The sequence below is a fragment of the Tunturibacter psychrotolerans genome, from assembly GCF_040359615.1.
GTDB lineage: Bacteria > Acidobacteriota > Terriglobia > Terriglobales > Acidobacteriaceae > Edaphobacter > Edaphobacter psychrotolerans.
This window is the reverse complement of the sequence record NZ_CP132942.1, coordinates 1732508-1755551: the sequence shown is the minus strand read 5'-3', so window position 1 is coordinate 1755551 and position 23044 is coordinate 1732508. Positions and strand designations below refer to the sequence as shown.

Here is a 23044-nt window from a genome sequence, read left to right as displayed (position 1 = left end):
CATCGGTGACATTCATGGCCGCTCACCCGTCGCCGCCGAGAAATTTCAAACCCTCGGATTCGAGACGTTCTGGAGAGCCCTCTCAAAGAAATAAGCGCTTTCGTAAGCTATCGACTGGCACCGTTTTTGAGAAGAATGGCAAAGTCATATCCCGCCTCAAGCTCCGTCAGGCTAATGCACTCCGCTCGCATTGCGTCGGCAAGTTCCCTCGCTTTACCGAATGCATTCTCGTTCGACTCAGTGTCAACGACGAGAGCGGGACACTGAATCTTGATCGCCGCCTGCAACGCATCGAGCCAGGCATCCTTTCCGCCATAGGGGACATTCGCACGACCATCGGTGATCAACACTAAGAGCGTCTCAGGAGTTACGAATTGGCTTGCCAGTTCAAGAGCATGCGCCAGCGGAGTACGCCCCCCCGTCGGCAGATACTCCAAAGCAGCAGTCACAGCCGCCACATCGTTCGTAGACTCAATCAGAAGCTCTGCAGATTCGCCGCGAAATACAATCATGGCAATCTCGTCGCGACGCCGTAGAGACCGCTCAATAAGACCAGCCACCGCTCCCTTAACCGCTCTCATCCGTTCCCGCGCGGCATGCGATCCACTTGAATCGACAACGAATAAAAATCGCGATCCAACTAGTGGCTCCCGCACCTTTTCGTATAGATCTTGAAGACGAGGCGTCACCTGCCCCGTACGAACAACGGTTTCCAACACGGAGCGACGCGAATCAAGCTCCGCGGGCTGTTCGCTTCTCCTGCTTCTAACAACGGGCCCCGGTGCCTTTCCTCTGCGCGCCTCTGTAGCTCCGCTTTTGCCATCATCCGCAGTCCAACGCAACTCGGGTGTGCTGATTGGCAGGGGAGTAAATCGTTGTTCAGTCATTTGATCGGTCTTTTCACTCTCCCCAATCGGCAATGGCGTTTGGGGCAATGGCGAAGGAGGAGTCTTCGGAAGAGGTGGCCTCTGAGACGACCGCGCTAGTCGGTGCGCGAGTGCGAGCGGCAAGACGGTATCAATATGTTCTTCTGTAATCTCTTCATCTCCTAGCAGAGCGGCCTGTGCACAGCTGGCACGCGCAATGGCGAGATCTGCACGAAGAGATATAACTCCGTGCTTGCAAACGATCGCACTGATGTGGTCCAACATATTGCTAGAACATCCCACGGCTTGGAGCGCCGCTCTCGCAGCCACTATCCGCTGCTGAAGGTTTATCTGCTGTTCCATCCACCAACCCGCGAAAAGTGGGGGATCGGCGTCATAAACCATTCGCCGTTCAACGATCTCTCGTCTTTCGGCCGCGAGTCCAGCGACAGCAATATCGGCGACAAGAGCAAATCGGTCGAGCAACTGTGGCCGCAGCGATCCTTCTTCTGGATTCATACTTCCCATCAAAACGAACCGTGCTTCCTGGACCGCGCTGAAACCTTCTCGTTCGACCGTGCTGATGCCCGTAGCGGCTACATCCAACAGTGCATCGGCAAGATGGTCGGGTAAAAGATTCACCTCGTCGATGTAAAGAACGCCACCATTCGCTTCTGCTACCAGGCCCGGTCGAAGTACTGGCTCACCTTTCAACGTACTAGCCAAATCCAATCCGCCCAAAAGACGATCCTCTGTAATGCCTATTGGAAGATTAACGAAGCGGCCAGGCTTCGGGAGCAACTCGGCGAGCCCTCGCGCGGCCGTGGTCTTTCCTGCGCCTTTGTCTCCACGCAACAATACACCGAGTCGCCAATCCACAGCAGCGAGCAGCAACGCCATTTTCATCTGTTCCTGGCCGACGATCGCCGTGAAGGGATAAGCCGGTCGAATCATACCGCGCTCCTTCTCGTCTCACCACGTAGTTCCAGCAGGGTTTCGCTATCGAACAGAACTTCACGTAACGCTTCAAGTGTCTGCGGCTTGGGGTCTTCCCACAGCCCACGCTCATTTGCTTCGAGCAGACGTTCGGCAATCGCATTCAACGCCCAAGGATTTGATTGTTTCAGGAAGTCCTGGGTATTCACTTCGAGGGCATACACTTGGGCGAGCCCTTCATAGATAAAATCTGGAGCTACATGTGCAGTCGCGTCAAAGCCGAAGATGTAATCGACTGTCGCTGTTAGCTCCAGTCCACCCTTGTAGCCGTGGCGCTTTATACTCTCGATCCATTTAGGGTTGACCACTCGTGAGCGATAGACACGCAATGCCTCTTCACGCAGGTCCCGCACGCGCACAGCATCCGGCCGGGAGTTATCGCCAAAGTAAGCCTTCGGTTGTACCCCAGTAAGCGCTCGGATGGTCGCCACCATACCACCGTGGAACTGAAAATAATCATCAGAATCAAAGATGTCGTGTTCCCGGTTGTCCTGATTATGCAGCGCGACCTGTACGCTCTTCAATCGTTCCGCAAAGACATGCCGCGCATCAACACCGTTCGCCGCGTTGCCATATGCATAGCCGCCCCATTCGAGAAACACCTGAGCGATATCTTCGTCACTCTTCCAGTGCCGTGTCTCCAGCAGCGCCTGGATACCCGCGCCGTACGTACCGGGTTTCGCCCCAAAAACTCTGTACCGCGCGGATGCCTCAGCTTCTTCAACTCCCTGAGCCCTATTTTTTTCAAGGTCCCATAAATAGTGTTTTTTTGGGAAATTCATCTCCAAAGGCTCGTCCTGCTGAATGACGAGCGAGACCGCGTCGTCGATCATGTCAATCAGATGAGGAAACGCATCTCGAAAAAAGCCGCTGATGCGAAGAGTGACATCAATGCGCGGCCTCCCGAGCTTTTCTAGTGAAATCAAAGTCATTCCCTCAGGACGCCTCGACTGTTTATTCCAGATCGGCTGCACACCAAGTAGCGCCAGAACCTCGCTCACGTCGTCACCATGCGTTCGCATCTGCGAGGTGCCCCACGCGCTGAGCCCAACTGTCTCAGGGTATTGATTTTCCTCAACACGATATCGTTCTATCGCCTCGCGAGCAAGCTGCTGGCCTACGCGCCACGAAGCTTCAGAAGGAAGCGCCCGAGGATCAACCGCGTAGAAGTTTCTGCCTGTGGGAAGGATGTGCGCCATCCCACGCGTCGGCGCACCCGCCGGACCTGCCGGAACATAGCGGCCTTCCAGAGCGTCGAGAACGTGCTCAACCTCTTCATTAACGCGTTCCAGATTCGGAACTATCTGTTGACAGGCGAATGTAAGAGCCGCCGTAACCTCTTTCGACGCAGCCCCCACTATCTCACGTTGAAACTCCTCGGACACATCGATGCGAAAACCGGTTTCTTCGAGTCTTGTATAAAGATTCAACGCCATTCGATCCAGCATCTCGAGTACATCGGCATGCGTATAACAAACAGTCCCAGAGAGAGTGACTGCAACATCAAGCCTTTTCCCTGGCGCGTCGAGAAGTTCCTGATAACCAAACTGGAGATTACGGGCGAGCGCATCCAAAAGGCTGGGCGAGCCCACGTTCGCCAACCGAGTCATCGAGCGAAGCATCTCGGGAAGCGGAGGCATATTACCGAGTATGTGCAGACCATCACGAATTTGCGCCATGCCAAGCTCGCACAGATACCCATCAATATCTTCGATCAGATGCGCGACCTCACTTCCGCTCATCTCTGCAAGAGTGACGGGGACCCCCTCTGGCGTGAGTTCGTCCTCCCAATCGTGTTTATGATCCCCATGGTCGCGCGACAACATGTTTTTCAGATCGAGATCAGTTTTTAGATTTGCATCCTGAATCAGCTCCCAAATCTGTTGTTGAATGAAAGGGAGCTTTGATGGGTCCAGCTTCTCCACCGCGTAGTACTCGTTCACCAATTGGTTCAATGCTGCGAGCGGCCCGTAGGTTTCTGCACTAGTCATTGGCGGGGTTAAATGATCCACAATCACCGCATGACCTCTGCGCTTCGACTGACTACCTTCTCCTGGATCGTTAATAATGAACGGATAGATAAGCGGCATGTCTTCGATCAGCAAATCCGGGAAACAGTCTCCCGACAAGCCGACAGATTTTCCCGGCAACCATTCGAGCGTTCCGTGCTTTCCGACGTGCACGATGGCATTAGCGCCCCATCCACCTTCTTCTACTGAAGTCGAGAGCCACTGATAGAACGCAGTGTAGTGGTGCGTCGGTGGAAGATCAGGAGTGTGATAAATGGCGTCAGGGTTAAGCCCGTAGCCACGCGGCGGTTGAATTGCTATCAGCGCATTCCCCAGATGCATTGCCGCAAACAGGTAGTCGTCGGTATCACTCCATGGTTCAAAGTCCATCGCAGCAATCTTCATCGCAACATCGCTCATCAGCTTCTTATCGATCTTCGGCGAAGACGATCGCAGTGTGTATCCGCGATCAGCAGGCTGCCCCCACAAATCGATCATCCGTTTCTTTGGGACATCAGGATAACGTTCGAAGCGTTGCCGATAGACTACGCGCGAATATCGATGAGCGCTTCCCTCATTGAGGGGATGTGCGTCGTCATATGTCCCGCGCGAAAGAAGATCGTGAATAAGATAATCGGCAGACTTTGGCAGGTCTCCGATCCTGTAGCGGCGTCCTTTCATTGCTTGCAGCAGGTTCAGCAGGCTCGCCGGCGAATCTAGTCCGACAGCATTTCCTACCTGGGCAGCCTTGGTCGATGAATTTGTAAGAACAAACGCAACACGCTTATATGGATTGGCCAGGGTCTGGAGTTTCGCAAGCCGAGCGGCAATTCCAGCAACGCGGTCTACGCGCCCAGGGTGAGGGACATATAGATCCCCGGATTGAGCATTGCCCCGCTCTTTAAACGAGATCGGAACCGAGATGATGCGGCCATCAAACTCCGGAAGCGCTACGTTGATCGCGGTGTCCAGCGCATTTAAACCACGCCGAGACACTTCCCAGTTTCCCCTTGTCATCCCGCTCGGGATTGCCTGGATCACCGGAATTCCCATTCTCTCTAGGATTGAAATGTTCTCACCGGCAAGTGTCACATCGCCGGCGTTGATCTCTCCCATTGCAAATGACAACGTGGTGACGATGACATTAGCGCGTCCTTCAACCAGTCGGAGCGCGGCCGGAAAATCGTTATCCAGAGCCTTCATGCTAGATGTAAATATGCAGAGCGCGTTTAAGCCGTGCGACTCCACTGCCTCAGCCAGAGCATCAACGAAGGCAGTATTCCCGCTGAGAAGATGAGCGCGATAGAAGAGAATGGCTGCGGTCGGCTTCGTACGATCTGCACGCTGCAGCCAGTCCTCGTATCCCGCGTGCTCTAAATCCTGCATGTAGATGCCGTGCTCGGCGGGAGTTGTAGGTTTCTCGTAACCATGCCCAGTGAGCAGCAGACGGTCGGACAAGTATTTTAAGCATTCCCTAAGATTAGATGTTCCACCACGCTCCAGATAAGTCGTCACGGACGCGACGACATCGGGATCGACAGTACTGGCACGAAGAAATTCGGGATTCATCTCGCCGACACCGCTCACCACGACGAGGAATCGATTCTGCGTAGCGCACATGGCGCTAAGAAGCTGGAATCCAGCAACCGAACTCAATGGCCCGTGCAAACGCAACACGATAATGCGAGCCCGCGCCAGAGCTCCCGCTAACAGCGCAACCATCTGTTCCTCACTACGCAGACTATTCAAGGAATAAGGAAAAACATTGATGTCTCCTGGAAGTCCAGGGCGCGCGTTTTGAAGCGTCACCAAGTCTGTGTCCGCATGCGTAAAAAGGGCAATGCCCTGTACTTCTTCCTGTACCGCATTCTCAGAGGCAATCGAGACCGAAGCCGGAGGCCGAGCGTCCCAGTCGTAAAAGTTAAAGACATATTCAAGCAATTCTTCTGGCGGCTGCAAAAAGCGATCCGCTTCTAACATCGCATCAATGTATTCAAATATCTGTTTCACTTGCCAGGGTGTGTTGACAGAATGAAACCACACTGCCCTTCCATCAAAGACTAAGCTCGCCACATTTGATAAAACACAGGGTCCGAGACATCCCGCCTTCGTAAGATGGACCGCATTTCGCATCTTCCGGCGAGTCCACTCTTCCTTGTATGTTTCGGCGGGCACCTGTGCATAGCCGCGCTCAATCCTCCCGCAACAGCAGCCGGAAAAACAATAGGAGAGATGCGCACGCCGCTGCACAATGTTCACGGGGCGACCGTCTGCCCGTACTACACGTTGACGATGCATCTCACTCAAAGCTCACACCTCTTCCCGACGCTAAGGCAACAGGTTCGATGGAAAGAGCTCCAGATGAGAAAACCGTATAAGAATAGCGATCATGCATCTTCTTGTTCTCCGCAGAAGTCTGCCGGTTACTCTCGGGTAGGTCTCCTGGCTTGGAGGTGGCAGGTGACCTGCACGCCGCTTTACCTTCCCTAGCCATTGGCCAAGTGGTACTTCAAAGCAGCTATCCTCACTTACAGTGGCGGAACCGCGCCGGCTCTTCACCGGACTTCCCTGTTATGCCCTGATGGGCACCCGAGACAGATTTCGTTATACCACAACGAAATCGTTGCGATGTCACACTCACGTCGACTCGAAAATCGGCCGGCAAGCAAATCGCCCACTACCCTGATGCGTTGACGGTCATCAGACGCAGATCTGGCGAAACAAGTAGTCTCGCCTCGGTCCGGGATTGCACCTCAGCGGCGTCCATCCCATCGGCTACCTCAGTCAACACCAGCCCTTCGGGGCTTACGCGAATCCAACAAAGTTCCGTCACGATGTCATGGACCACACGCTGTCCGGTCAGCGGCAATGTGCATTCTTTCAAAATCCTCGAAGCTCCATCTTTGGTCTGATGTTCCATAGCAACGATCACGCGACGTGCCCCCGCCACCAAGTCCATTGCGCCTCCCATGCCCTTCACCATCTTTCCCGGAATCGTCCAGTTTGCGAGATTGCCATGCTCGTCGACTTGCATCGCTCCGAGGATGCTCATATCCATGTGTCCGCCCCGAATCATCGCGAACGACTCCTCGCTCGCGAAAAACGAGCATCCCGGCAGTTCCGTCACCGGCTGCTTCCCTGCGTTGATGAGGTCGGGGTCAGCGCAGTCATCGGTCGGAGGCCCGCCGACACCGAGCATTCCATTCTCCGACTGGAACATAACGTCGATCCCCGCAGGTACGTATTCAGCAATCATGGTCGGCAGCCCGATACCAAGATTCACATAAAAACCGTCTCGAAACTCTCGCGCAATCCGCCGCGCAATCCGCTCTTTGCCTGTCACGCGGCACCTCCAGACTTGATGAACTTCGACTCAATCGGCTTACGATAAGCTGCGCCGACCACAACCCGGTTCACATAGATCCCCGGGGTAACGACGTGGTCCGGATTCAGCTCTCCCGGCTCAACCAGTTCCTCGATTTCGGCAATTGTTAATTTCGCGGCAGTCGCCATCGCCGGATTAAAGTTTCTCGCCGTCTTCCGATACACCAGATTCCCTAGTCGGTCGCCCTTCCACGCTTTGATTAACGCGACGTCGGCATTCAGTGAAGGTTCTAGGACGTAAGTCCGATCTCCGATTTTGCGCGTTTCTTTCCCTTCGGCCACCACAGTTCCCAATCCGGTCGGCACATAAAACGCTGGGATGCCGGCACCACCCGCACGAATTCGTTCAGCCAGCGTTCCCTGCGGAATCAGCGTAAGATCGAGCTCTTTCTTCAATACCAGAGCCTCCAGCCGTCGGTTTTCGCCCACATAGCTTCCGACGTGTGAAGCAATCATCCCAGCTTCAAGCATCAGTCCCATACCGAAGCCGTCGACGCCCATATTGTTGCTGATCGTGTGTAGCCCGGTTACGCGGCGCTCCACTAGCGCGGCAATCAGATTCTCCGGAATCCCGCAAAGCCCGAAACCTCCAAGCATCACCGTCGAACCGGAAACGATATCCGCGACTGCTTCGTATGCAGTTTGGACAACTTTATTCATCGAAAGGATTCCCTAGGCGGCTGAGTAAAGAAGCCGCGTCGTTTATGACCGCCTACTTCGCGTGAGTCGAGAAGGTAAAGGTAGTGGTGCTGTGCCGCACTTCGCCCGGCTTCAACTCGGTCGATGGAAAAGCAGGATGATTCGGTGAATCTGGAAAATACTGAGTCTCCAGACATAGCCCGGTGTTTTTCGCATGGCTTTCCTGCGAACTCCCATAAGGAGTTCCATCAAGGGAATTGCCCGTATAAAACTGCACCCCCGGCTCCGTCGTCGTCACAGTCAAAACGCGCCCGCTCACGGGATCGTAAACCCGACCTGCGGTCTTTACCTCTCCGTTCTTGCCGCGGAGAACCCAGTTGTGGTCGTATCCGCCGCCGATCTTTAACTGTTCATTGTCATCGTGAATCCTGGCGCCAATCACAGTCGCTTTCCGAAAATCAAACGGCGTATCCTCTACTGAAGCCAACGTTCCCGTGGGAATCTGCCCTGAATCTACCGGCGTGTACTGATCAGCTGGAATCATCATTTCTTCATCAATAATTGTGCTCTTCGCATCACCCGACAAGTTGAAGTAAGAGTGATTGGTCAGATTGATGACCGTATCTTTGTCTGAAGAGGAACTGTAGTCGAGGCGTAGTGCACCGTGGTGAACCGTGTATCGGACATGCACGGTGAGCGTCCCTGGGTAGCCCTGGTCGCCGTCCTTACTTACCAATGTCATCTCGACTCCGTCTGCGATGGCCCTGGCCTGCCAAACCATGCGGTCGAAGCCCACCGTGCCGCCATGCAGCGAGTTGGCGCCATTGTTCGTTGGAATCTGATATTGATGACCATCAAGAGAAAATTTTCCGAACGCAATGCGGTTCCCATACCGTCCGACGATCGCGCCAAAGTACGTGGACTTATCCGCAACGTAGCCATCCAAAGCGCTATATCCCAACACTACATTGGCAATCTTTCCGTCGCGGTCCGGAGTCTTGATCGAAACTACGCGTGCCCCGAAGGTCGTAATGCTCGCCTCAATTCCTTCGCTCTTTAACGTATAAAGTTCGACTGCCGTACCGTCCGGTGCGGTCCCGAACGAAGCCTTAGTTACCGAGCCATGTGCCGCCATCGCAGTTGTCATGCTAAGCAGCATAATCCTCAGCCATCTCATCGTCATTCTCCCCGTACACTTTTCCGCCTGCGGGCGGTATTCGGTCTGTTCTGAAGCAAAATTTTCTTCGCTTCGGCAGCCCTCGCCACTATACGTGAACCACCGTTCGTACGAAACAGCGATAACACCTGAGCGTCAAGAGTAATCGTAAGACGGATGGCCATGACCACGCAAAATCGGCGGTTTGATTCAACTCGCGCTTCACGCACAGAGTAAAGTCTCAAGATTCGCCAGGCGCAAATCTCACATCAAGATGAGATCACAAAAATGTGTGCGCTGCTCTGGCCAGAGACGTCCATCGAAGAACATCGTGAGGAAATAGGTCGCGTGCTCACCTCCGGCATGTACGGCACTCTGCCGGCAATGATTCTGATTTCCTATTGGGAGGAACGAACACTCAACGGCCTTCTTCAGGTAGGACTGCGTTCACACGCCGACGTCTGCGACCCGGCCCAACCCGTTGCCTTCGTTGAAGGTTGGTTTGTTTACGAGCAATTCAGAGGTCAGGGTATCGGCAAGGCCTTGATGCGTGCGGCTGAGAGTTGGGCACGTAATCATGGGTGCGAAGAAATGGCATCCGATACGTGGATCGACCATGAAAGCTCAAAGAACGCCCATGAAGCTTTCGGGTTCGAAATAGTTGATCGATGCATCAATTTCCGCAAAGAGCTCTGAGCGCTCCTTAATCGATTGCCGAACTATGTACCAGAGTGTTCCTCCCGCTCCCACGGTTGTAATATCTTCACCGAAGCCATCCCGGCCGCCGTCGCTGCCTGAATCCCCATCTCCGTGTCTTCAAAAACCAGGCAGTCCTCTGGACTCACTCCGAGCCGCTTAGCTGCAATCAAAAAGGGCTCTGGATCGGGTTTGCTCCGTTCGTAATCTCCCGCACATACCAACGTTTCGAATTTGTCCAGAAGACCCAGCACCTCCAGCGAAGAAGTTACAGAATCCCTTGTACTGCCTGATACCACTGCAAATGGGATTTGCCCATGGCTAAATTCGATATGTTCGAGCACTTCCGGCACCGCTTTCAACTCAGGAAGAATTTCGAAGTACAGTGCCTCCTTCCGCTTTGCCACTTCTTCCCCGGGCATCGCCAATCCGTCTCGCACATTCAGCGCGGAGATAATCTCGGATACCGGCATTCCACCCCACGCATAGAACGTCTGTTCTCCAAACTCACAGTTCCATTCCGCTAGAACCGTCTTCCACGCGATGTAATGCAGTGGCATCGAGTCAACAATCGTTCCATCGCAATCGAACAGATAGGCCTTGAAAGACCCCTTCGGTAACTTCAACTTCGAAGGTGCAGCTAACATCAAATTTCTCCTTGCTTCTCGTCGGTGCCAAGAGCCAGACGCTCTCGCTTCCGACAAAATTCAAGGCGGATAGCCGACCAAAACTCCGATCGCACTACCGCCGCTGAACTTCATCTATCAATCGAGTTATTTCAGTTCGTAACCGGCAAAGAAGTACCCAATCTCAAATGCAGCCGTATCCTCGGCGTCTGAACCATGGATAGCGTTCTCTCCAATCGACGATGCGAACTTCTTGCGAATCGTCCCCTCATCCGCCTGGGCCGGATTGGTCGCGCCCATCAACTTCCGCAGATCGGCAATCGCGTTATCCTTCTCGAGCACCATCGGAAAAATGGGGCCGCTCGACATGAACTCGGTCAGTTCGCCGAAGAACGGACGCGACGCGTGAACGTAATAGAACCCTTCAGCCTGCGCCTTCGAAATGGAAAGCCGTTTGATCGAAACAATCTTAAACCCTGCCTTTTCAATCTCGGCCAGGATAGCTGCGGAGTAGCCCTTACGAACGGCGTCCGGCTTGATGATGCTGAATGTGCGTTGTGACAACGTATTTCTCCTAGGTGAGTCTCTATTACTTAGTGTAGAACAAGGCCAGCGAACCGCGCATGTTCAAGCTTGGCTGAAACTTCTCACTGGAGCATGGATGAATGCGGATGTTCCGAAAGACAGCGTGGATATGGTTTCTGGGCTTCGCCGCGTGGCTTGCGGATGGCCTCCTCAGCTTGCGTTTGCATAACATCCTCCATGCCCGCCTCTCCCTCATGGTCGCCATTGTCTTCTTCACGGCAGGCCTCTTCTATCGCCGTCAAACCTAGTCGGTCCGCCATGCAATCATCTTTCTCGTGGATCAAAACCATTGCCAAACCTTGTCGTCCCGAAATCTGATTGCCATCATATTCGACGACGCAAAGCCAATTGCTCGGCGATAGAATTGTCGAGCGATCTCAGTTGCTCCCCACGATAATGCCGATGCGAATCCTTCTAACGTTGTTGATACTTCTTTCAATATCATCGCGCGCGCAAACACTTCGCGCGGGTGAGGCGATTAGCCTCATCCAGCACAGTTACGCCGCAATGCCCCCGCCCAACACAGTGGATACCATTAAGGCGGGCGATCCTAATACACTCGTCACCGGCATCGCCACAACCTTCCTCGACACGATGGAGGTTTTACAGGAGGCGGTCCGCCGTGGGGATAATTTGATCATCACGCATGAGCCCACCTTCTATAACCACATCGATGACACGAAGTTCTTTACCAATGATCCTGTATACAAAGAGAAGCTGGCGTTCATTGAACAACACCATCTGGTGGTGTTTCGGCTCCATGATGAGATTCATGCTGATACAACCGACCACATCTTAAGGGGAATGTACGAGGAGCTTGGCTGGGATAAGTATCCGCATCCGCCTGGGCCTCGCGGGCAATATTTTGTAACGATTCCTCAGGTGACACTGGCGGAGTTGTCCAGATCGCTGCAGTCTAAACTTCACATTCAAACACTACGAGTCGAAGGGGATCCTAATCTTTCTATATCCCATGTGGCATTCCTTCCGGGATCCTCCGGATTAGAGAAGCAGGTTTTCGCTCTGCGTCAGCCCGCGGTCGAAGTGTTGATCGCCGGTGAGGCAAGCGAATGGGAGACGGTCGAGTACGTTCGGGATGCAGTAGCGCAGAGTAGGCCTAAGGCGCTGATTCTGCTGGGGCACGAAGTGTCAGAGGAGCCTGGAATGGAGCGCTGCGCCAAAGATTTGCGGGAGTTGTTTCCTGGGATACGCGTCGACCATATTGTGGCAGGACAGCCGCTATGGAATCCAGAGCATGGCCCCGTCTCGAATTCTCCGCAATGATCATGGCTGGGCCGGTACTCGTCCAGCTAACGTGAAGGGGAGATGAGATAGACCTGACGGCGAATTGGCTAGGCCGTCGCTGGAAAGGCCGTCGATTTCCCGATCGCGCTTCTCTGCGTGCACTTTGCCGTTGCAATAGAGAAGCTGTCTGCCCGGAACAGCGGGGACACGATCGCCTGGCACGACGATACCGACTAGGTTCATAGGGTCGGCCGCGGCAACGGCAATAATTGCGCTGCATTCGCGCGTGCGTGCAGCGCGGAGGGATTCGACGGCCTCGGAAAGGGCATATTGCTCGCCGCCGAAGCCAGAGACGAATCGACCGCCTCTGACCTCGCCACGGGCCTCGAGGCGTCGGAGCATATTGAGCAGATCGCGCCACTTGGGAGCGTTGGATTCAGCGAGAAGAAGGTCGCGGAAAAGAACGCCATAACGGTTGAGCAGTTGGCGGGCGAAGGACTCAAGCGCGGTTTCGGTATGGCGGGCCATCTCGATTGCCGTCTGGGCGGTCTGGATTCCCTCGCGAAGCAATGACCATCTACCAACCGAGCTGCGTGCGGTACGTTTGCCGGGGGCTTCAGTTGTAATGGATTTGCGGCGGGGATCAATGCAGGCCCGAAGTTGGTCGAAGCCGTCAGCGGCTACGATGCCTGCCGTGGCGAGCTCCCATAAAGCTTGCTGAGTTTGTTGCCGAGTGAGGTTGGCAATGCGCTGAATGTCGTTGGCAAAGCAGGCACCGCGTTGCTGGAGGAGTGTTCGGAGTTGTAGAGCTGCAGGACTAAGCGCAACGGCTAGCTTGTCTTCTTCAACACCCTGATGAGCTAGAGCGTAAGGGAGCCAGTCGGCAGTCTCGCGGATGTAGAACGTGATGGGCGCAGCACTGGTAGGTATAACTCGTCGCGGAGAGGCGCCGTCACCTATAGACCAAGCTGGATGAGGCGAAATCCGGCCCCAGCCCACGGCTCCCGAAAGACACAGCGAGTCTAGCCAGCGGGGGTCGTAATTGGCTACGCGGGAGGGAAGAAGGGTACGCTCCCACTCGATAGCAGGAGCTTCAAATCCCTCAAGTTGCCGGAGAGCTTCGAAGACACCCTCTTCGCCGGTGAGTTGAGTTTGAGGGGCTAGATGTTGCCAAGTGAGGAGCCAGCGCATATAGACTGCCGGAGTGACTGGCTCGATCTGCTTGCGGAGAGCGGCAACGGTTCGTCGGTGAATGCGTTGGAGAACGCGGCGTTCGCACCACTCAATATCGTGGTCTGCAACTCCTGCCGTCGACTCCGCCAAGGCGGAATACTCAAACGTTCCGCGTATGAGAAGACCTTGCGTCTCCATCGTGAGGAAGGCTTGGAAGATACCGGCAGGTTCGAGGTTTATAGTGCGGGCAAGAGAGTTAGAGGTCGTGGGTCCCGTAATCTGCAACCATCCCTGTACTACCTTTAGCAAGGATTCTTCTTTTGTAACTGATTTTGGCCCATCATCGACTACTGTTCGCCACAACGCGGCTGCCCAGGGGAGTCGCTCGGTAGCGACCCAGACTTGACTTCCGGCGCAGTCGATCATCTGCGCGCGACCTGTCCGAGCAAGGCGATCGTAGAAGAGCTGCCAGTGGGGGACTTCGGTCGATTCGTATACGTGCAACGGGAGGATTATCAGAGAGTGCAGAAGGTCATGGAGCTCATGTTCGTCGCGGAGATCGGGCCATATCTCTTTGCGGATGGCGGCAATAGCGACAGTATCTACTTTGCCGGGTTGGTCCGGGTGGTTTCGGCCAAGTGAGGTGGCCCGAGCTCGACGTTCTTCGAGACCGGCTTCGTCTAGGTAAGCATAGGGATTCGCGTTGAGAAGTTCATGGGCAAACGGTGAGGGAGTTGGGGTATCAACCGCCAGGCAACGGATGGAGCCTTCTTTTATCCCGCGAAGAAGATCAATGAGCCCTTCAAGATCCATCGCCTCCTGAAGGACGTCCTGCATGACCTCGTTGACCAGTGGGTGATTCGGAATTTGGATGTCGCCGACAATCGTCTCGAAGCAGGCAGCAGCCTGAGGGAAGACAGAGGCCATGAGATCTTCAGAGCGGGTGCGCTGAATCTGTGGGGCTATTCGTTTGCCTTTTGAAAAGCGGAGGAGTTGCAGACTACGACCCGCAGCCCAACGCCAACGGTTTTTGAAGATCGGTGAGGCTATGGACGCTTGTTCCAACAGCTCTTTTGCGGTGTGTTCGGTAAGGAACTGGAAGACGTCGGCAAGGGGGAAGCTGTGCTGCTCGGCGAGGGAGATGTTGATTCCGTTGTCGGTGGCAGCGGCCTGCAGCTCAAAGTTGAAGCCGCGGCAGAAGCGTTTGCGTAATGCGAGACCCCAGGCTTTATTGATACGACCGCCAAAAGGAGCATGAAGAATGAGCTGCATGCCCCCACCATCATCGAAGAAGCGCTCGGCGATGATGGTGGTTTTGGAGGGTACGGCACCAAGAGCAGCACGACCGGTGACGATGTACGCGATGAGCTGTTGGGCTCCGCTGGCGCAGACGCCGCACTCCTGCATGAGCCACGCAGTGGCAGCGGCGACTTCGGGTTGTGTGGGAGAGATATAACCGGGGATGACGTTGGGAGTGAGCGCGGAAATCTGTTCGCGGAGCTCACCGACGCCGTCAGAGAGGATAGGAGTGCGCTGGGGGGCTTCGCCTTCCCAGAAGGGCAAGCTAGGAGGGGCGCCATGGGCGTCTTCCACGAGGACGCGGCCGGTGGCTTCGACGCGCTGAATCCGCCAGCTGGAAGTGCCGAGGAGGATGACGTCGCCTGGACTGGAGTCGACGGCGAAGTGTTCGTCGAGAGTCGCGATCTGTACGCCTTCGGGCTGGAGAATGACGCTATAGAGAGCGGTGTCGGGAATTGCGCCACCGTTAGAGATTGCGATCATACGGGCGCCACGGCGGGGATGGAGATGGTGCTGGACTCCATCACGAAGGAGATACGCCCCGTAGCGGCCGCGACTTGATTCGATGCCTTCGGCAAGAAGGGTAAGGAGATCATCGAAGGCTTCGCGGGTGAGATTCCGGTAGGAATAGGCGCGGCGGAAGATGTTGTAGAGTGCGTCCTCTTCCCAGGACTCGGCGCCACAGGCTGCTACTATCTGCTGCATGAGAACGTCGGCTGGCTGAGTAGGAATTTGTAACTTATCGAGTTCTCCGGCGCGCATCTTTCTGACGAGGGCGGCTTGTTCGAGTAGATCATCGCGGGTGGTGGCGAAGAAGCGGCCCTTCGGGATAGCTCCGCGCCAATGACCGGCACGGCCGACTCGCTGCATGGCCACGGCTACCGCCCGTGTGGTGCTGATCTGGCAGACAAGGTCGATGTCACCGATGTCGATGCCGAGTTCGAGGGATGCAGTGGCGATGAGAATTTGAATCTCGCCATTCTTGAGGCGCTGCTCGGCATCGAGGCGTAGGGTGCGCGAGAGCGAGCCGTGATGTGCGGCTACGTGCTCGGGACCAAGGCGCGCGGCGAGTTCGAAGGCGATCTTTTCGACGAGGCGGCGAGTGTTGACGAAGACCAGGGTTGAGCGGTGATTCTGAGCGTGAGCGGCAAGCTTATCGAAGATCTCGGCCCACATATTGCTGCTGGTGACCGAGTTGAGCTCGTCGCTTGGGACTTCGATGGCAATGTCGAACTCGCGACGCTGGCCGACTTGGACGATAGTCGCAGGCTTACGGTCTTCGTGGATGCCAGTGAGGAAGTTGGCAACGAGTTCAATGGGATTTTGCGTGGCGGAGAGACCGATTCTTTGCGGCGGAGTAACAACACCGGTAAGGAAGTGACCTGGGCTGAAGCGGTTTTCGCCCGTCACGAGGGCGTCTAGGCGCTCGAGGGTGAGAGCGAGGTGCGCACCGCGTTTATCGTCTGCTACAGCGTGGATCTCGTCGACAATGACAGTGCGGACACGGCGTAGATTTTCCCTGCTCTTGCCAGCCGTGAGAAGGATATACAGGGACTCGGGAGTAGTGACGAGGATGTGAGGTGGGTTGCGGAGCATGGCGGCACGCTCTTTCGGGAGGGTGTCACCCGTGCGGACTCCTGTGCGAATCTGAGGGCAGAGATAGCCACGCTCGATTGCAAGTTGTTGGATCTCGGCTAGTGGTGCATCGAGATTTTTCTGAATGTCGTTGGAAAGGGCTTTGAGGGGGCTAACGTAGACAACTTGAGTGCAGGGCACGAGTTGACCTGAGAGAGATTGTCGCAGGAGGTGGTCGATGCAGACCAAAAACGCTGCCAGGGTTTTTCCTGAGCCAGTAGGTGCTGAGATAAGAGTTGCCTGGCCCGCGAGGATACTCGGCCAGCCGTAGGTCTGGGGTTCGGTGGAACTGCCAAATTTGGAGAGAAACCACTCTGCAGTGATGGGATGCGCCCAAGCGAGTGATTGAGGGACTTCCCATGACATTTGCTGATTGTATCTCGGTTTTGTTCGTTCTTTCTTCGCCGCATTGTTATCTACATGTTGCCTGTGCCAACATCAGAGGCGGCCGCAGTAGCGTTTGATTCGTCGAGGTATTGCTCAATTACTTTTTCGAGCGTTCCCTGGGCGGAGAGGATGAAGTCGATGGCGTCGCGGGCGCCCCCAAATCCGCCGGGGTTCGGCGTGACGAAATGGGCGACGGATTTGACCTGGTGCCGGGCATTGGCTGTGGCGATGGCCAGCCCGCATTGGCGTAGGACTGGAAGGTCAATGATGTCGTCGCCGACATAGGCTAGTTGGTCAAGGGTGTAGCCGGTCTTCTCGAGGATCTCTCTAACGGCGATCATCTTGTGAGATTGGCCCTGGTAGATGAACTCCAGCTTAAGATCATTGGCGCGAATGGCGACGGTTTGGGATTGGCGTTTTGTGATGATGCCGATGCGAAGGCCGCCGAGACGCCCCAGGGAGATACCGAGTCCGTCGTGTGCAGAGAAACCTTTTGCTTCGATCCCTTGACCTTGAGAGTTTGGAATGACAAAGATTTGACCGTCGGTAAGGACTCCATCTACGTCGAAGATGAGAACCTTTATATTTTTTGCGCGGGCTTCAGCAGTCATGGGACGATGATAGCCCGACGGCTCGCCCGACGACCACTACCAAGAGCCACATGACCCGGGGGATGACATTCCATGAGACCCAAAGAGGGGCGCTCGGGTTATGACTATCTCATGCTGTAAGGAAACTCGAATACTAGACCGGCGATAGGCAGCACGATATTTACAAGTCTCGCGTGCTTGTCGCTCTCAAAGTAAACGCGACCGCGGGTTACCTCGTTGGGGGGTAGGGAGGTTGCTTGAAGAGGATGATCGCTTGCGGCCTTGTCCGCAGCTTGCTGTAAGGCCATCTTCTTTGCGTCTGAGTCGGCATCTGCAACTTGGGGAGTCTGCGCTGGATCAGAGGTGGAGGATATGGAAGATTGTTGGGAGAGGAACGAGGACGCGATCGGGGGAGTGGGGGAGGTCTGAGGTTGCGGGGCCGGGATTGGCGTCGCGGGAAGATCCTTCAGGTCGCTTGGAAGGATGTAGAGGAGAACCTTTGGCTTGGGAGTAAGGACCTCTATGCGGAAGTCTTCGGGGGTGAGGCTTTGGGGCAGGACGGTGTTGTTGGCGATGCTGACGTCGGCGCGGGTGTAGACGCCTTCGCGAGATATGGCGACCATGACGGTGAAACGGGGAGTGTTGATGACTCTGTAGTTTCGGCCGTAGAGGTTCTTGCCGAAGCAGTTGGCGTTCGGTTGGCAGGTGATTATGTTGTCGGGGAGGATGGTTTTTGGAACGCTTGCGGCAAAGGTGAGAGTTGGGACCAGGACGAATAGGAGGGAGGCTTGCTTGAGGGGAGTCATGAGTAACCTCCTGCTGGATCGCAGTGGAGGTAACTTAGCAGTTACCAAGTAGGTACTGAATCACTCGATAGTTGTATAGCGGCGCGTTGACGCGAGACGGGTGTGGTACTCAAAGTGCGAAGGGTCACAAGTCGGCGCCGAGGCGTCTACTTGTAACCCTTCTGCATGTTTTGTTGGCGCGAGGCTGCGCTATCCGGGGATGCAGCTTATCGCGGGAGATGTGTCGGATTAGGCGGGCTGGATGTTCGCAGCCTGCTTGCCCTTGGGGCCAGTAGTGATGTCAAACGTTACGCGTTGACCTTCCTGGAGAGACTTGAAGCCACTGGAGTTGATTGCAGAGTAATGCGCGAAGAGATCCTCTCCACCGTCTTCCGGGGTGATGAAGCCAAAACCTTTTGCGTCGTTGAACCACTTAACTGTTCCGTTTGCCATGATGCGTCCTACTTTCATAAGGCGATATTTCGCCATTACTTATAAGGGTAGCAGGATGTGAGCGAATTTCAATCAATATCGTTATATGTTTTCATCGAAAAGCGGCTTCATTTCAACCTGAATGGCCGGGAGCGGCAATTTTTTGGACCGTCATGTACGCCGCGAACCACTCCCCCTCCCCCTTCAGGAGTATTTTGTAAGCAAGTCCAATGAATAGAACGGCTTGACGGGCCATAGTGTCGGTAGAATATTGCATCTAAATAACTTACGCACAAAATACTTGTTTTGTTTAGGTTACGGTCGCCGTAGGCTTCAAGCTGTGTCACGGGTGGGAGGCTTCGTCCCTCCCGTCGAAGATTTTAGGCCGAAAATGGCGCGTGTATGGATGTGTGGTTGCTTGTGGTCCTTTCGTGGTGCGTTTGTGGTCCGTTGTGGACAGGTTAAAGACGAAGGGCTGCTGCAGCTCTCGCCGCGGCAGCCCTGGGTTTTGATCTCTACTTAAATTGTAGCGAACTGGATATAACTCATACGCCAAATTTGGTGAAGATTTTTCGATTATTTTTCGGCGATGAAAGTTTGGGGCTGTTGGTCTTAGCCGTTTTTGGGTTTCAGAGGCTAGGATAGGCATTGCCCTATGACGACCACAAAATCGAGTTCCGTTCTTCTTTTGGCCAAGAGCGCTGTGACTGGTGCGCTCGGCGGCTTGTTGTTTGGCTTCGACACGGCTGTGATCGCGGGAATTACCCATGCTTTGACGGACAAGTACCAACTGTCGCCTGCAAACCTTGGGTTTACGGTTTCGATTGCGCTTTGGGGGACGGTGATCGGGGCGATGGGCAGCGGTGCGCTGGGCCAGAAGATTGGCAGCCGAAAAGCGCTGCGATGGATGGCGGTGTTGTATGTGATCTCGGCACTGGGTTGCGCTTTGGCAGGAAGCTGGACTTCTTTTCTGTTCTTCCGGTTTCTGGGTGGTCTGGGGATTGGTGGATCGTCAGTGTTGGGGCCGGTTTATATTGCGGAGCTTTCGCCTGCGAAGTGGCGCGGGCGGATGGTGGGTCTGTTTCAGATCAACGTGGTTGTGGGAATTTTGCTTGCGTATATGTCGAATGCGATTGTCGCGCATTTTGTGCAGGGTGCGATTCAGTGGAGGGTGCAGATTGGAGTCGCGTTTGTTCCGGCGCTGCTGTTTTTGATCATGTTGCTGAGCGTGCCGCAGAGTTCAAGGTGGCTGATTACGCAGAATCGGATTGCAGAGGCTACGTTGACGCTGCAGCGAATGGGGTCGCCCGACTCTGAGGCGGAGGTGCAGGAGATTATCGAGTCGATTCGGCAGGAGAGGCTGGAGTCGGCTACGAAGTTATTTTCTGCGCAGAATCGGTTGCCGATCTTTCTGGCGATCTCGATTGGGATGTTCAATCAACTGACGGGGATCAATGCGATTCTTTACTACCTGAATGATATCTTTGCGAGCGCCGGGTTCAACCAGGTGTCGAGTGATCTGCAGGCGGTGGCGATTGGGGCGATGAACCTCGTGGCGACGCTGGCGGGTGTTTCGCTGATCGATAAGGTTGGGCGCAAGAAGCTGCTGCTGGTGGGAGCGGTGGGTTGCGGGATATGTCTTCTGGCGGCGGCGATGATCTTCCAGACTGCGTCTCATCAGCAGTACCTGTTGGTGGTGCTGATTGCTTATATTGTTTTCTTCGCGTTCTCGCAGGGCGCGGTGATCTGGGTTTATATCAGTGAGGTGTTTCCGACGAGCGTTCGCTCGAAGGGACAGAGCCTTGGCTCGTCGGCGCATTGGATTACGAATGCTTTGATTGCGAGTATCTTTCCGGTGCTAGCTCGTTACTCGAAGTCGATTCCGTTTTTCTTCTTTGCGGTGATGATGGTGGTGCAGTTTTTTGTGGTGCTGTTTGTGTATCCCGAGACGAAGGGATTTACGCTGGAGTCGATGCAGAAGCATCTGCATGAGAAGGTGAAGCCTGCGGTTTGATTTTTTTGGATTTTGAAATTTAAAAAGCAAAAGCAGATCCCCTGCGGGGATGACAACCAGAAGTGCAACGGCAACAACAATGGCAAAATACGGGGGTCTCTCCACTACGTCGCGCGATGAGACTGCGCGACTTCGGTCGAGATGACGTTTTGTCGGGTTCCGGGAAACGTTTGTGATCTTTTGGGTCAAGGAGAGTTAGCGATGCGGTTAGGGTTGTTTACGCCGATATTTAATGGATTGCCGCTGGATGCGCTGCTGGTGGAGTTGAAGAAGTATCCGCAGATCGAGGCGCTGGAGATTGGGACTGGCGGATGGCCGGGGAACAGTCATCTCGATCTGGATGGTTTGCTGGCGAGTAAAGAGGCAGCGCGGGCGTATCGGACCAAGTTGGAGGATGCGGGGCTTACGATCAGCGCGCTGTCGTGCCATGGGAACCCGGTGCATCCGAAGAAAGAGATTGCCGGGCGTGATGATGAGGTGCTGCGGAAGACAGTGAGGCTGGCAGAGCAGATTCATGTGCCTGTGGTGGTTACATTTTCTGGATGCCCGGGTGGGTCGGCCCAGGATGTGACGCCGAACTGGATTACGGCGGCTTGGCCTCCGGAGTTTTCGGATGCGCTAGCCTGGCAGTGGGAGGAGAGGCTGATTCCCTACTGGAAGGGTGCGGCTCAGTTTGCCAAGGACGCTGGAGTGAAGATTGCGCTTGAGGCTCATCCGGGATTTTGCGTGTATAACCCGGAGACTGTGCTGCGTTTGCGTGCGGCTGTAGGTGATTCGGTTGGAATTAATTTAGACCCTAGTCATCTGTGGTGGCAGGGGATCGATATTCCTGCGGCGATTGCTGCGCTGGGTGAAGCCATCTTTCACTTTCATGCGAAGGATGTGGCGATCCACGGGGCGATGCGGGATGTTAATGGCGTGCTGGATACGAAGAGCTATCGTGAGATGGCGAAGCGGTCTTGGCTGTTTCGATCGGTGGGGTGGGGACATAGCGAGTTGGAGTGGAAGCGGATTGCTTCTGCGCTGCGGCTGGCTGGGTATGACTATGTGATGAGTATTGAGCATGAGGATGCTCTGGCTTCTACGCATGAAGGGCTTTCATCGGCTATCTCGATGCTTTCGCGTGTGTTGCTGAAGGAGCCTCCGGTGGAGGCTTGGTGGGCTTAGAAGATTGTGTCCTGCCGGACGGGCCCACTTCGCGTGGGGCGGTCACTTCGTGACTTGTGATCGCTTCGCGTGATGCTCCCGTTGGTCGCTTCGATTTATAGCGGTGATTCGATCGGGATGGCTCCGGCGCTTTCGATTGCGGTGACTTGTGATCTTTCTTTGTCGGTGAAGGTGATTAGGAAGAGAACCAGGACTGCCGCTGAGGCGGATGCGGCTACTATCCAGATGGATTGCCACGAGTGGATGGGTGCTCCGGTTGCCGACGTCGTCGTGTAGCGCTCTACTACTGCTCCCGAGAGCCAGGAACCTACGAACATACCTGCTCCATAAGTGATGAAGGTGATGAGGCCCTGTGCGGCTGCACGTAAGGCTGCGGAGGCTTTTCGGTCGATGTAGATCTGGCCGGTGACAAAGAAGAAGTCGTAACAGATGCCGTGGAGAAGGATGCCGAGCCAGAACATCCAGACTTTGCTGTCGGCGTTACCGAAGGCGAAGAGGAGATATCGCAGGACCCATGCCGACATTCCTGCGACGAGCATGTATTTGACGCCGAGGCGACGGAAGAACCATGGGATGAGAAGCATGCAGAAGAGCTCGGACATCTGACCGCCGGTCATCTTGCCTGCGGCGTTGTGGACGCCTGATTCGTTGAGAAAGAGGTTGGTGAAGGCGTAGTAGAACTGCAGTGGAATGCAGATGAGGAAGGACGCGATGGCGAAGACGGCCATGGAACGCTCGCGGAGGAGAGCGATGGCTTCGCGGGGAAAGATGCTGGAGAGGGAGAAGCGACCTTCGCGGGCGAGAGGTGGGGTGTCGGGGAGAGTGAGGCAGTAGATCGCCATCAAGATGGAGAGAGCGGCGGCTAGTTGCAGGGGGCGTGCGGTGGCTTCGAGGCGGAGAGTGCCGACGAGGAGGCCGGCGGCGATCCAGCCGGCAGTGCCGAGGACGCGGATGGGGCCGAACTCGAGCTTGGGGTCGGACATTTGGCGGAATGCGAGGGAGTTGGTGAGGGCGAGGGTGGGCATGAAGCAGAGGCAGTAGATGAGGAGGAGTGGGTAGATTTTGTTGAAGGTGATTTGTTGCGAGGCGAGGAAGAGGAGGATGGCGCCGAGGAGATGGAGTGCGGCGAGGACGCGCTGGGTAGCGAAGAGCTTGTCGGCGATGAGGCCGACGAAGAAGGGAGCGATCATTGCGCCTACGGCGGTGGTGCCGGCGGCGAGGCCAATCTGCTGGCCGTTGAAGTGAAGGGATGAGGCGAGCCAGGTGCCGACGGTGACGTACCAGGCTCCCCAGATGAAGTACTCGAGGAACATCATTGCGCCGAGGCGGGTCCTGATCTGCATGTTCACGTTGGTGTGGT

17 protein-coding genes and 1 riboswitch are annotated in these 23044 nt (G+C 55.2%); of the genes, 5 read left to right on the top strand and 12 right to left on the bottom strand.

Features of this window, described 5'->3' with window-relative positions; genetic code table 11:
- Positions 1 to 107 precede the first annotated feature (107 nt).
- The 5 genes from RBB77_RS07125 to RBB77_RS07105 form a co-directional block, all read right to left on the bottom strand.
- Positions 108 to 1820, bottom strand: coding sequence for an AAA family ATPase (locus tag RBB77_RS07125; RefSeq protein WP_353065960.1), 1713 nt, complete (start codon positions 1818 to 1820; stop codon positions 108 to 110).
- A complete protein-coding gene (locus tag RBB77_RS07120) occupies positions 1817 to 6130 on the bottom strand; it encodes a cobaltochelatase subunit CobN (RefSeq protein ID WP_353065958.1) in 4314 nt (1437 codons plus the stop codon). Before RBB77_RS07120 ends, RBB77_RS07125 begins: the two co-directional genes overlap by 4 nt.
- Positions 6131 to 6286: 156 nt before the next feature.
- Positions 6287 to 6479, bottom strand: a riboswitch (cobalamin riboswitch).
- 69 nt (positions 6480 to 6548) lie between these two features.
- Positions 6549 to 7214 (bottom strand): 3-oxoacid CoA-transferase subunit B, encoded by a 666-nt coding sequence (locus tag RBB77_RS07115; RefSeq protein ID WP_353065956.1) that lies wholly within the window; start codon positions 7212 to 7214, stop codon positions 6549 to 6551.
- Positions 7211 to 7915: a CoA transferase subunit A gene (locus RBB77_RS07110; RefSeq protein ID WP_353065954.1), complete on the bottom strand. Its 705-nt coding sequence runs from the start codon at positions 7913 to 7915 to the stop codon at positions 7211 to 7213. Before RBB77_RS07110 ends, RBB77_RS07115 begins: the two co-directional genes overlap by 4 nt.
- 52 nt (positions 7916 to 7967) lie before the next feature.
- A complete protein-coding gene (locus RBB77_RS07105; RefSeq protein ID WP_353065952.1) occupies positions 7968 to 9041 on the bottom strand; it encodes an aldose epimerase family protein in 1074 nt (357 codons plus the stop codon).
- A 297-nt stretch (positions 9042 to 9338) separates the two neighbouring features.
- Here RBB77_RS07105 and RBB77_RS07100 point away from each other — a divergent pair, with 297 nt between their 5' ends.
- Entirely contained in the window at positions 9339 to 9746 is a 408-nt protein-coding gene (locus RBB77_RS07100) for a GNAT family N-acetyltransferase (protein WP_353065950.1), read from the top strand.
- A gap of 23 nt (positions 9747 to 9769) precedes the next feature.
- On the opposite strand, the gene RBB77_RS07095 is transcribed toward RBB77_RS07100, so the two are convergent.
- Both RBB77_RS07095 and ndk read right to left on the bottom strand, forming a co-directional pair.
- Positions 9770 to 10393 (bottom strand): HAD family hydrolase, encoded by a 624-nt coding sequence (locus tag RBB77_RS07095; protein ID WP_353065948.1) that lies wholly within the window; start codon positions 10391 to 10393, stop codon positions 9770 to 9772.
- A gap of 126 nt (positions 10394 to 10519) precedes the next feature.
- Positions 10520 to 10936 carry a nucleoside-diphosphate kinase gene (gene ndk / locus RBB77_RS07090; RefSeq protein ID WP_353065946.1) on the bottom strand — a complete coding sequence of 139 codons (417 nt, stop codon included), beginning with the start codon at positions 10934 to 10936 and terminating at the stop codon, positions 10520 to 10522.
- 107 nt (positions 10937 to 11043) lie between these two features.
- On the opposite strand from ndk, the gene RBB77_RS07085 reads away from it, so the two are divergent.
- Both RBB77_RS07085 and RBB77_RS07080 read left to right on the top strand, forming a co-directional pair.
- Positions 11044 to 11205: a hypothetical protein gene (locus tag RBB77_RS07085; RefSeq protein ID WP_353065944.1), complete on the top strand. Its 162-nt coding sequence runs from the start codon at positions 11044 to 11046 to the stop codon at positions 11203 to 11205.
- A gap of 154 nt (positions 11206 to 11359) precedes the next feature.
- Entirely contained in the window at positions 11360 to 12241 is an 882-nt protein-coding gene (locus RBB77_RS07080; protein ID WP_353065942.1) for a Nif3-like dinuclear metal center hexameric protein, read from the top strand.
- Here the strand turns inward: RBB77_RS07080 and RBB77_RS07075 are convergent, their stop codons facing one another.
- From RBB77_RS07075 to RBB77_RS07060, 4 genes are all read right to left on the bottom strand, one after another.
- Complete coding sequence (locus RBB77_RS07075; protein ID WP_353065940.1) at positions 12242 to 16675, bottom strand: DEAD/DEAH box helicase; 4434 nt, start codon at positions 16673 to 16675, stop codon at positions 12242 to 12244.
- A 50-nt stretch (positions 16676 to 16725) separates the two neighbouring features.
- Entirely contained in the window at positions 16726 to 17307 is a 582-nt protein-coding gene (locus tag RBB77_RS07070; RefSeq protein ID WP_353065938.1) for a KdsC family phosphatase, read from the bottom strand.
- A 104-nt stretch (positions 17308 to 17411) separates the two neighbouring features.
- Positions 17412 to 18092, bottom strand: a complete 681-nt coding sequence (locus RBB77_RS07065; protein ID WP_353065936.1) for a hypothetical protein — start codon at positions 18090 to 18092, stop codon at positions 17412 to 17414.
- A gap of 228 nt (positions 18093 to 18320) precedes the next feature.
- Positions 18321 to 18524 (bottom strand): cold-shock protein, encoded by a 204-nt coding sequence (locus tag RBB77_RS07060; RefSeq protein ID WP_020712649.1) that lies wholly within the window; start codon positions 18522 to 18524, stop codon positions 18321 to 18323.
- Between the two features lie 634 nt (positions 18525 to 19158).
- On the opposite strand from RBB77_RS07060, the gene RBB77_RS07055 reads away from it, so the two are divergent.
- Entirely contained in the window at positions 19159 to 20517 is a 1359-nt protein-coding gene (locus tag RBB77_RS07055) for a sugar porter family MFS transporter (protein ID WP_353065934.1), read from the top strand.
- Between the two features lie 201 nt (positions 20518 to 20718).
- Entirely contained in the window at positions 20719 to 21684 is a 966-nt protein-coding gene (locus RBB77_RS07050; RefSeq protein ID WP_353065932.1) for a sugar phosphate isomerase/epimerase family protein, read from the top strand.
- Positions 21685 to 21779: 95 nt separating this feature from the next.
- On the opposite strand, the gene RBB77_RS07045 is transcribed toward RBB77_RS07050, so the two are convergent.
- Positions 21780 to 23027 (bottom strand): nucleoside permease, encoded by a 1248-nt coding sequence (locus tag RBB77_RS07045; protein ID WP_353067589.1) that lies wholly within the window; start codon positions 23025 to 23027, stop codon positions 21780 to 21782.
- Between the last annotated feature and the right edge of the window lie 17 nt (positions 23028 to 23044).

Coding starts and splice junctions, on each gene's coding strand:
- RBB77_RS07080 (WP_353065942.1), top strand. CDS start 11,360: ATGCGAATCCTTCTAACGTTGTTGATACTTCTTTCAATATCATCGCGC.
- RBB77_RS07105 (WP_353065952.1), bottom strand. CDS start 9,041: ATGACAACTGCGATGGCGGCACATGGCTCGGTAACTAAGGCTTCGTTC.
- RBB77_RS07085 (WP_353065944.1), top strand. CDS start 11,044: ATGTTCCGAAAGACAGCGTGGATATGGTTTCTGGGCTTCGCCGCGTGG.
- RBB77_RS07075 (WP_353065940.1), bottom strand. CDS start 16,675: ATGTCATGGGAAGTCCCTCAATCACTCGCTTGGGCGCATCCCATCACT.
- RBB77_RS07050 (WP_353065932.1), top strand. CDS start 20,719: ATGCGGTTAGGGTTGTTTACGCCGATATTTAATGGATTGCCGCTGGAT.
- RBB77_RS07065 (WP_353065936.1), bottom strand. CDS start 18,092: ATGACTCCCCTCAAGCAAGCCTCCCTCCTATTCGTCCTGGTCCCAACT.
- RBB77_RS07055 (WP_353065934.1), top strand. CDS start 19,159: ATGACGACCACAAAATCGAGTTCCGTTCTTCTTTTGGCCAAGAGCGCT.
- RBB77_RS07125 (WP_353065960.1), bottom strand. CDS start 1,820: ATGATTCGACCGGCTTATCCCTTCACGGCGATCGTCGGCCAGGAACAG.
- RBB77_RS07045 (WP_353067589.1), bottom strand. CDS start 23,027: ATGCAGATCAGGACCCGCCTCGGCGCAATGATGTTCCTCGAGTACTTC.
- RBB77_RS07095 (WP_353065948.1), bottom strand. CDS start 10,393: ATGTTAGCTGCACCTTCGAAGTTGAAGTTACCGAAGGGGTCTTTCAAG.
- RBB77_RS07100 (WP_353065950.1), top strand. CDS start 9,339: ATGTGTGCGCTGCTCTGGCCAGAGACGTCCATCGAAGAACATCGTGAG.
- RBB77_RS07110 (WP_353065954.1), bottom strand. CDS start 7,915: ATGAATAAAGTTGTCCAAACTGCATACGAAGCAGTCGCGGATATCGTT.
- RBB77_RS07070 (WP_353065938.1), bottom strand. CDS start 17,307: ATGACTGCTGAAGCCCGCGCAAAAAATATAAAGGTTCTCATCTTCGAC.
- RBB77_RS07060 (WP_020712649.1), bottom strand. CDS start 18,524: ATGGCAAACGGAACAGTTAAGTGGTTCAACGACGCAAAAGGTTTTGGC.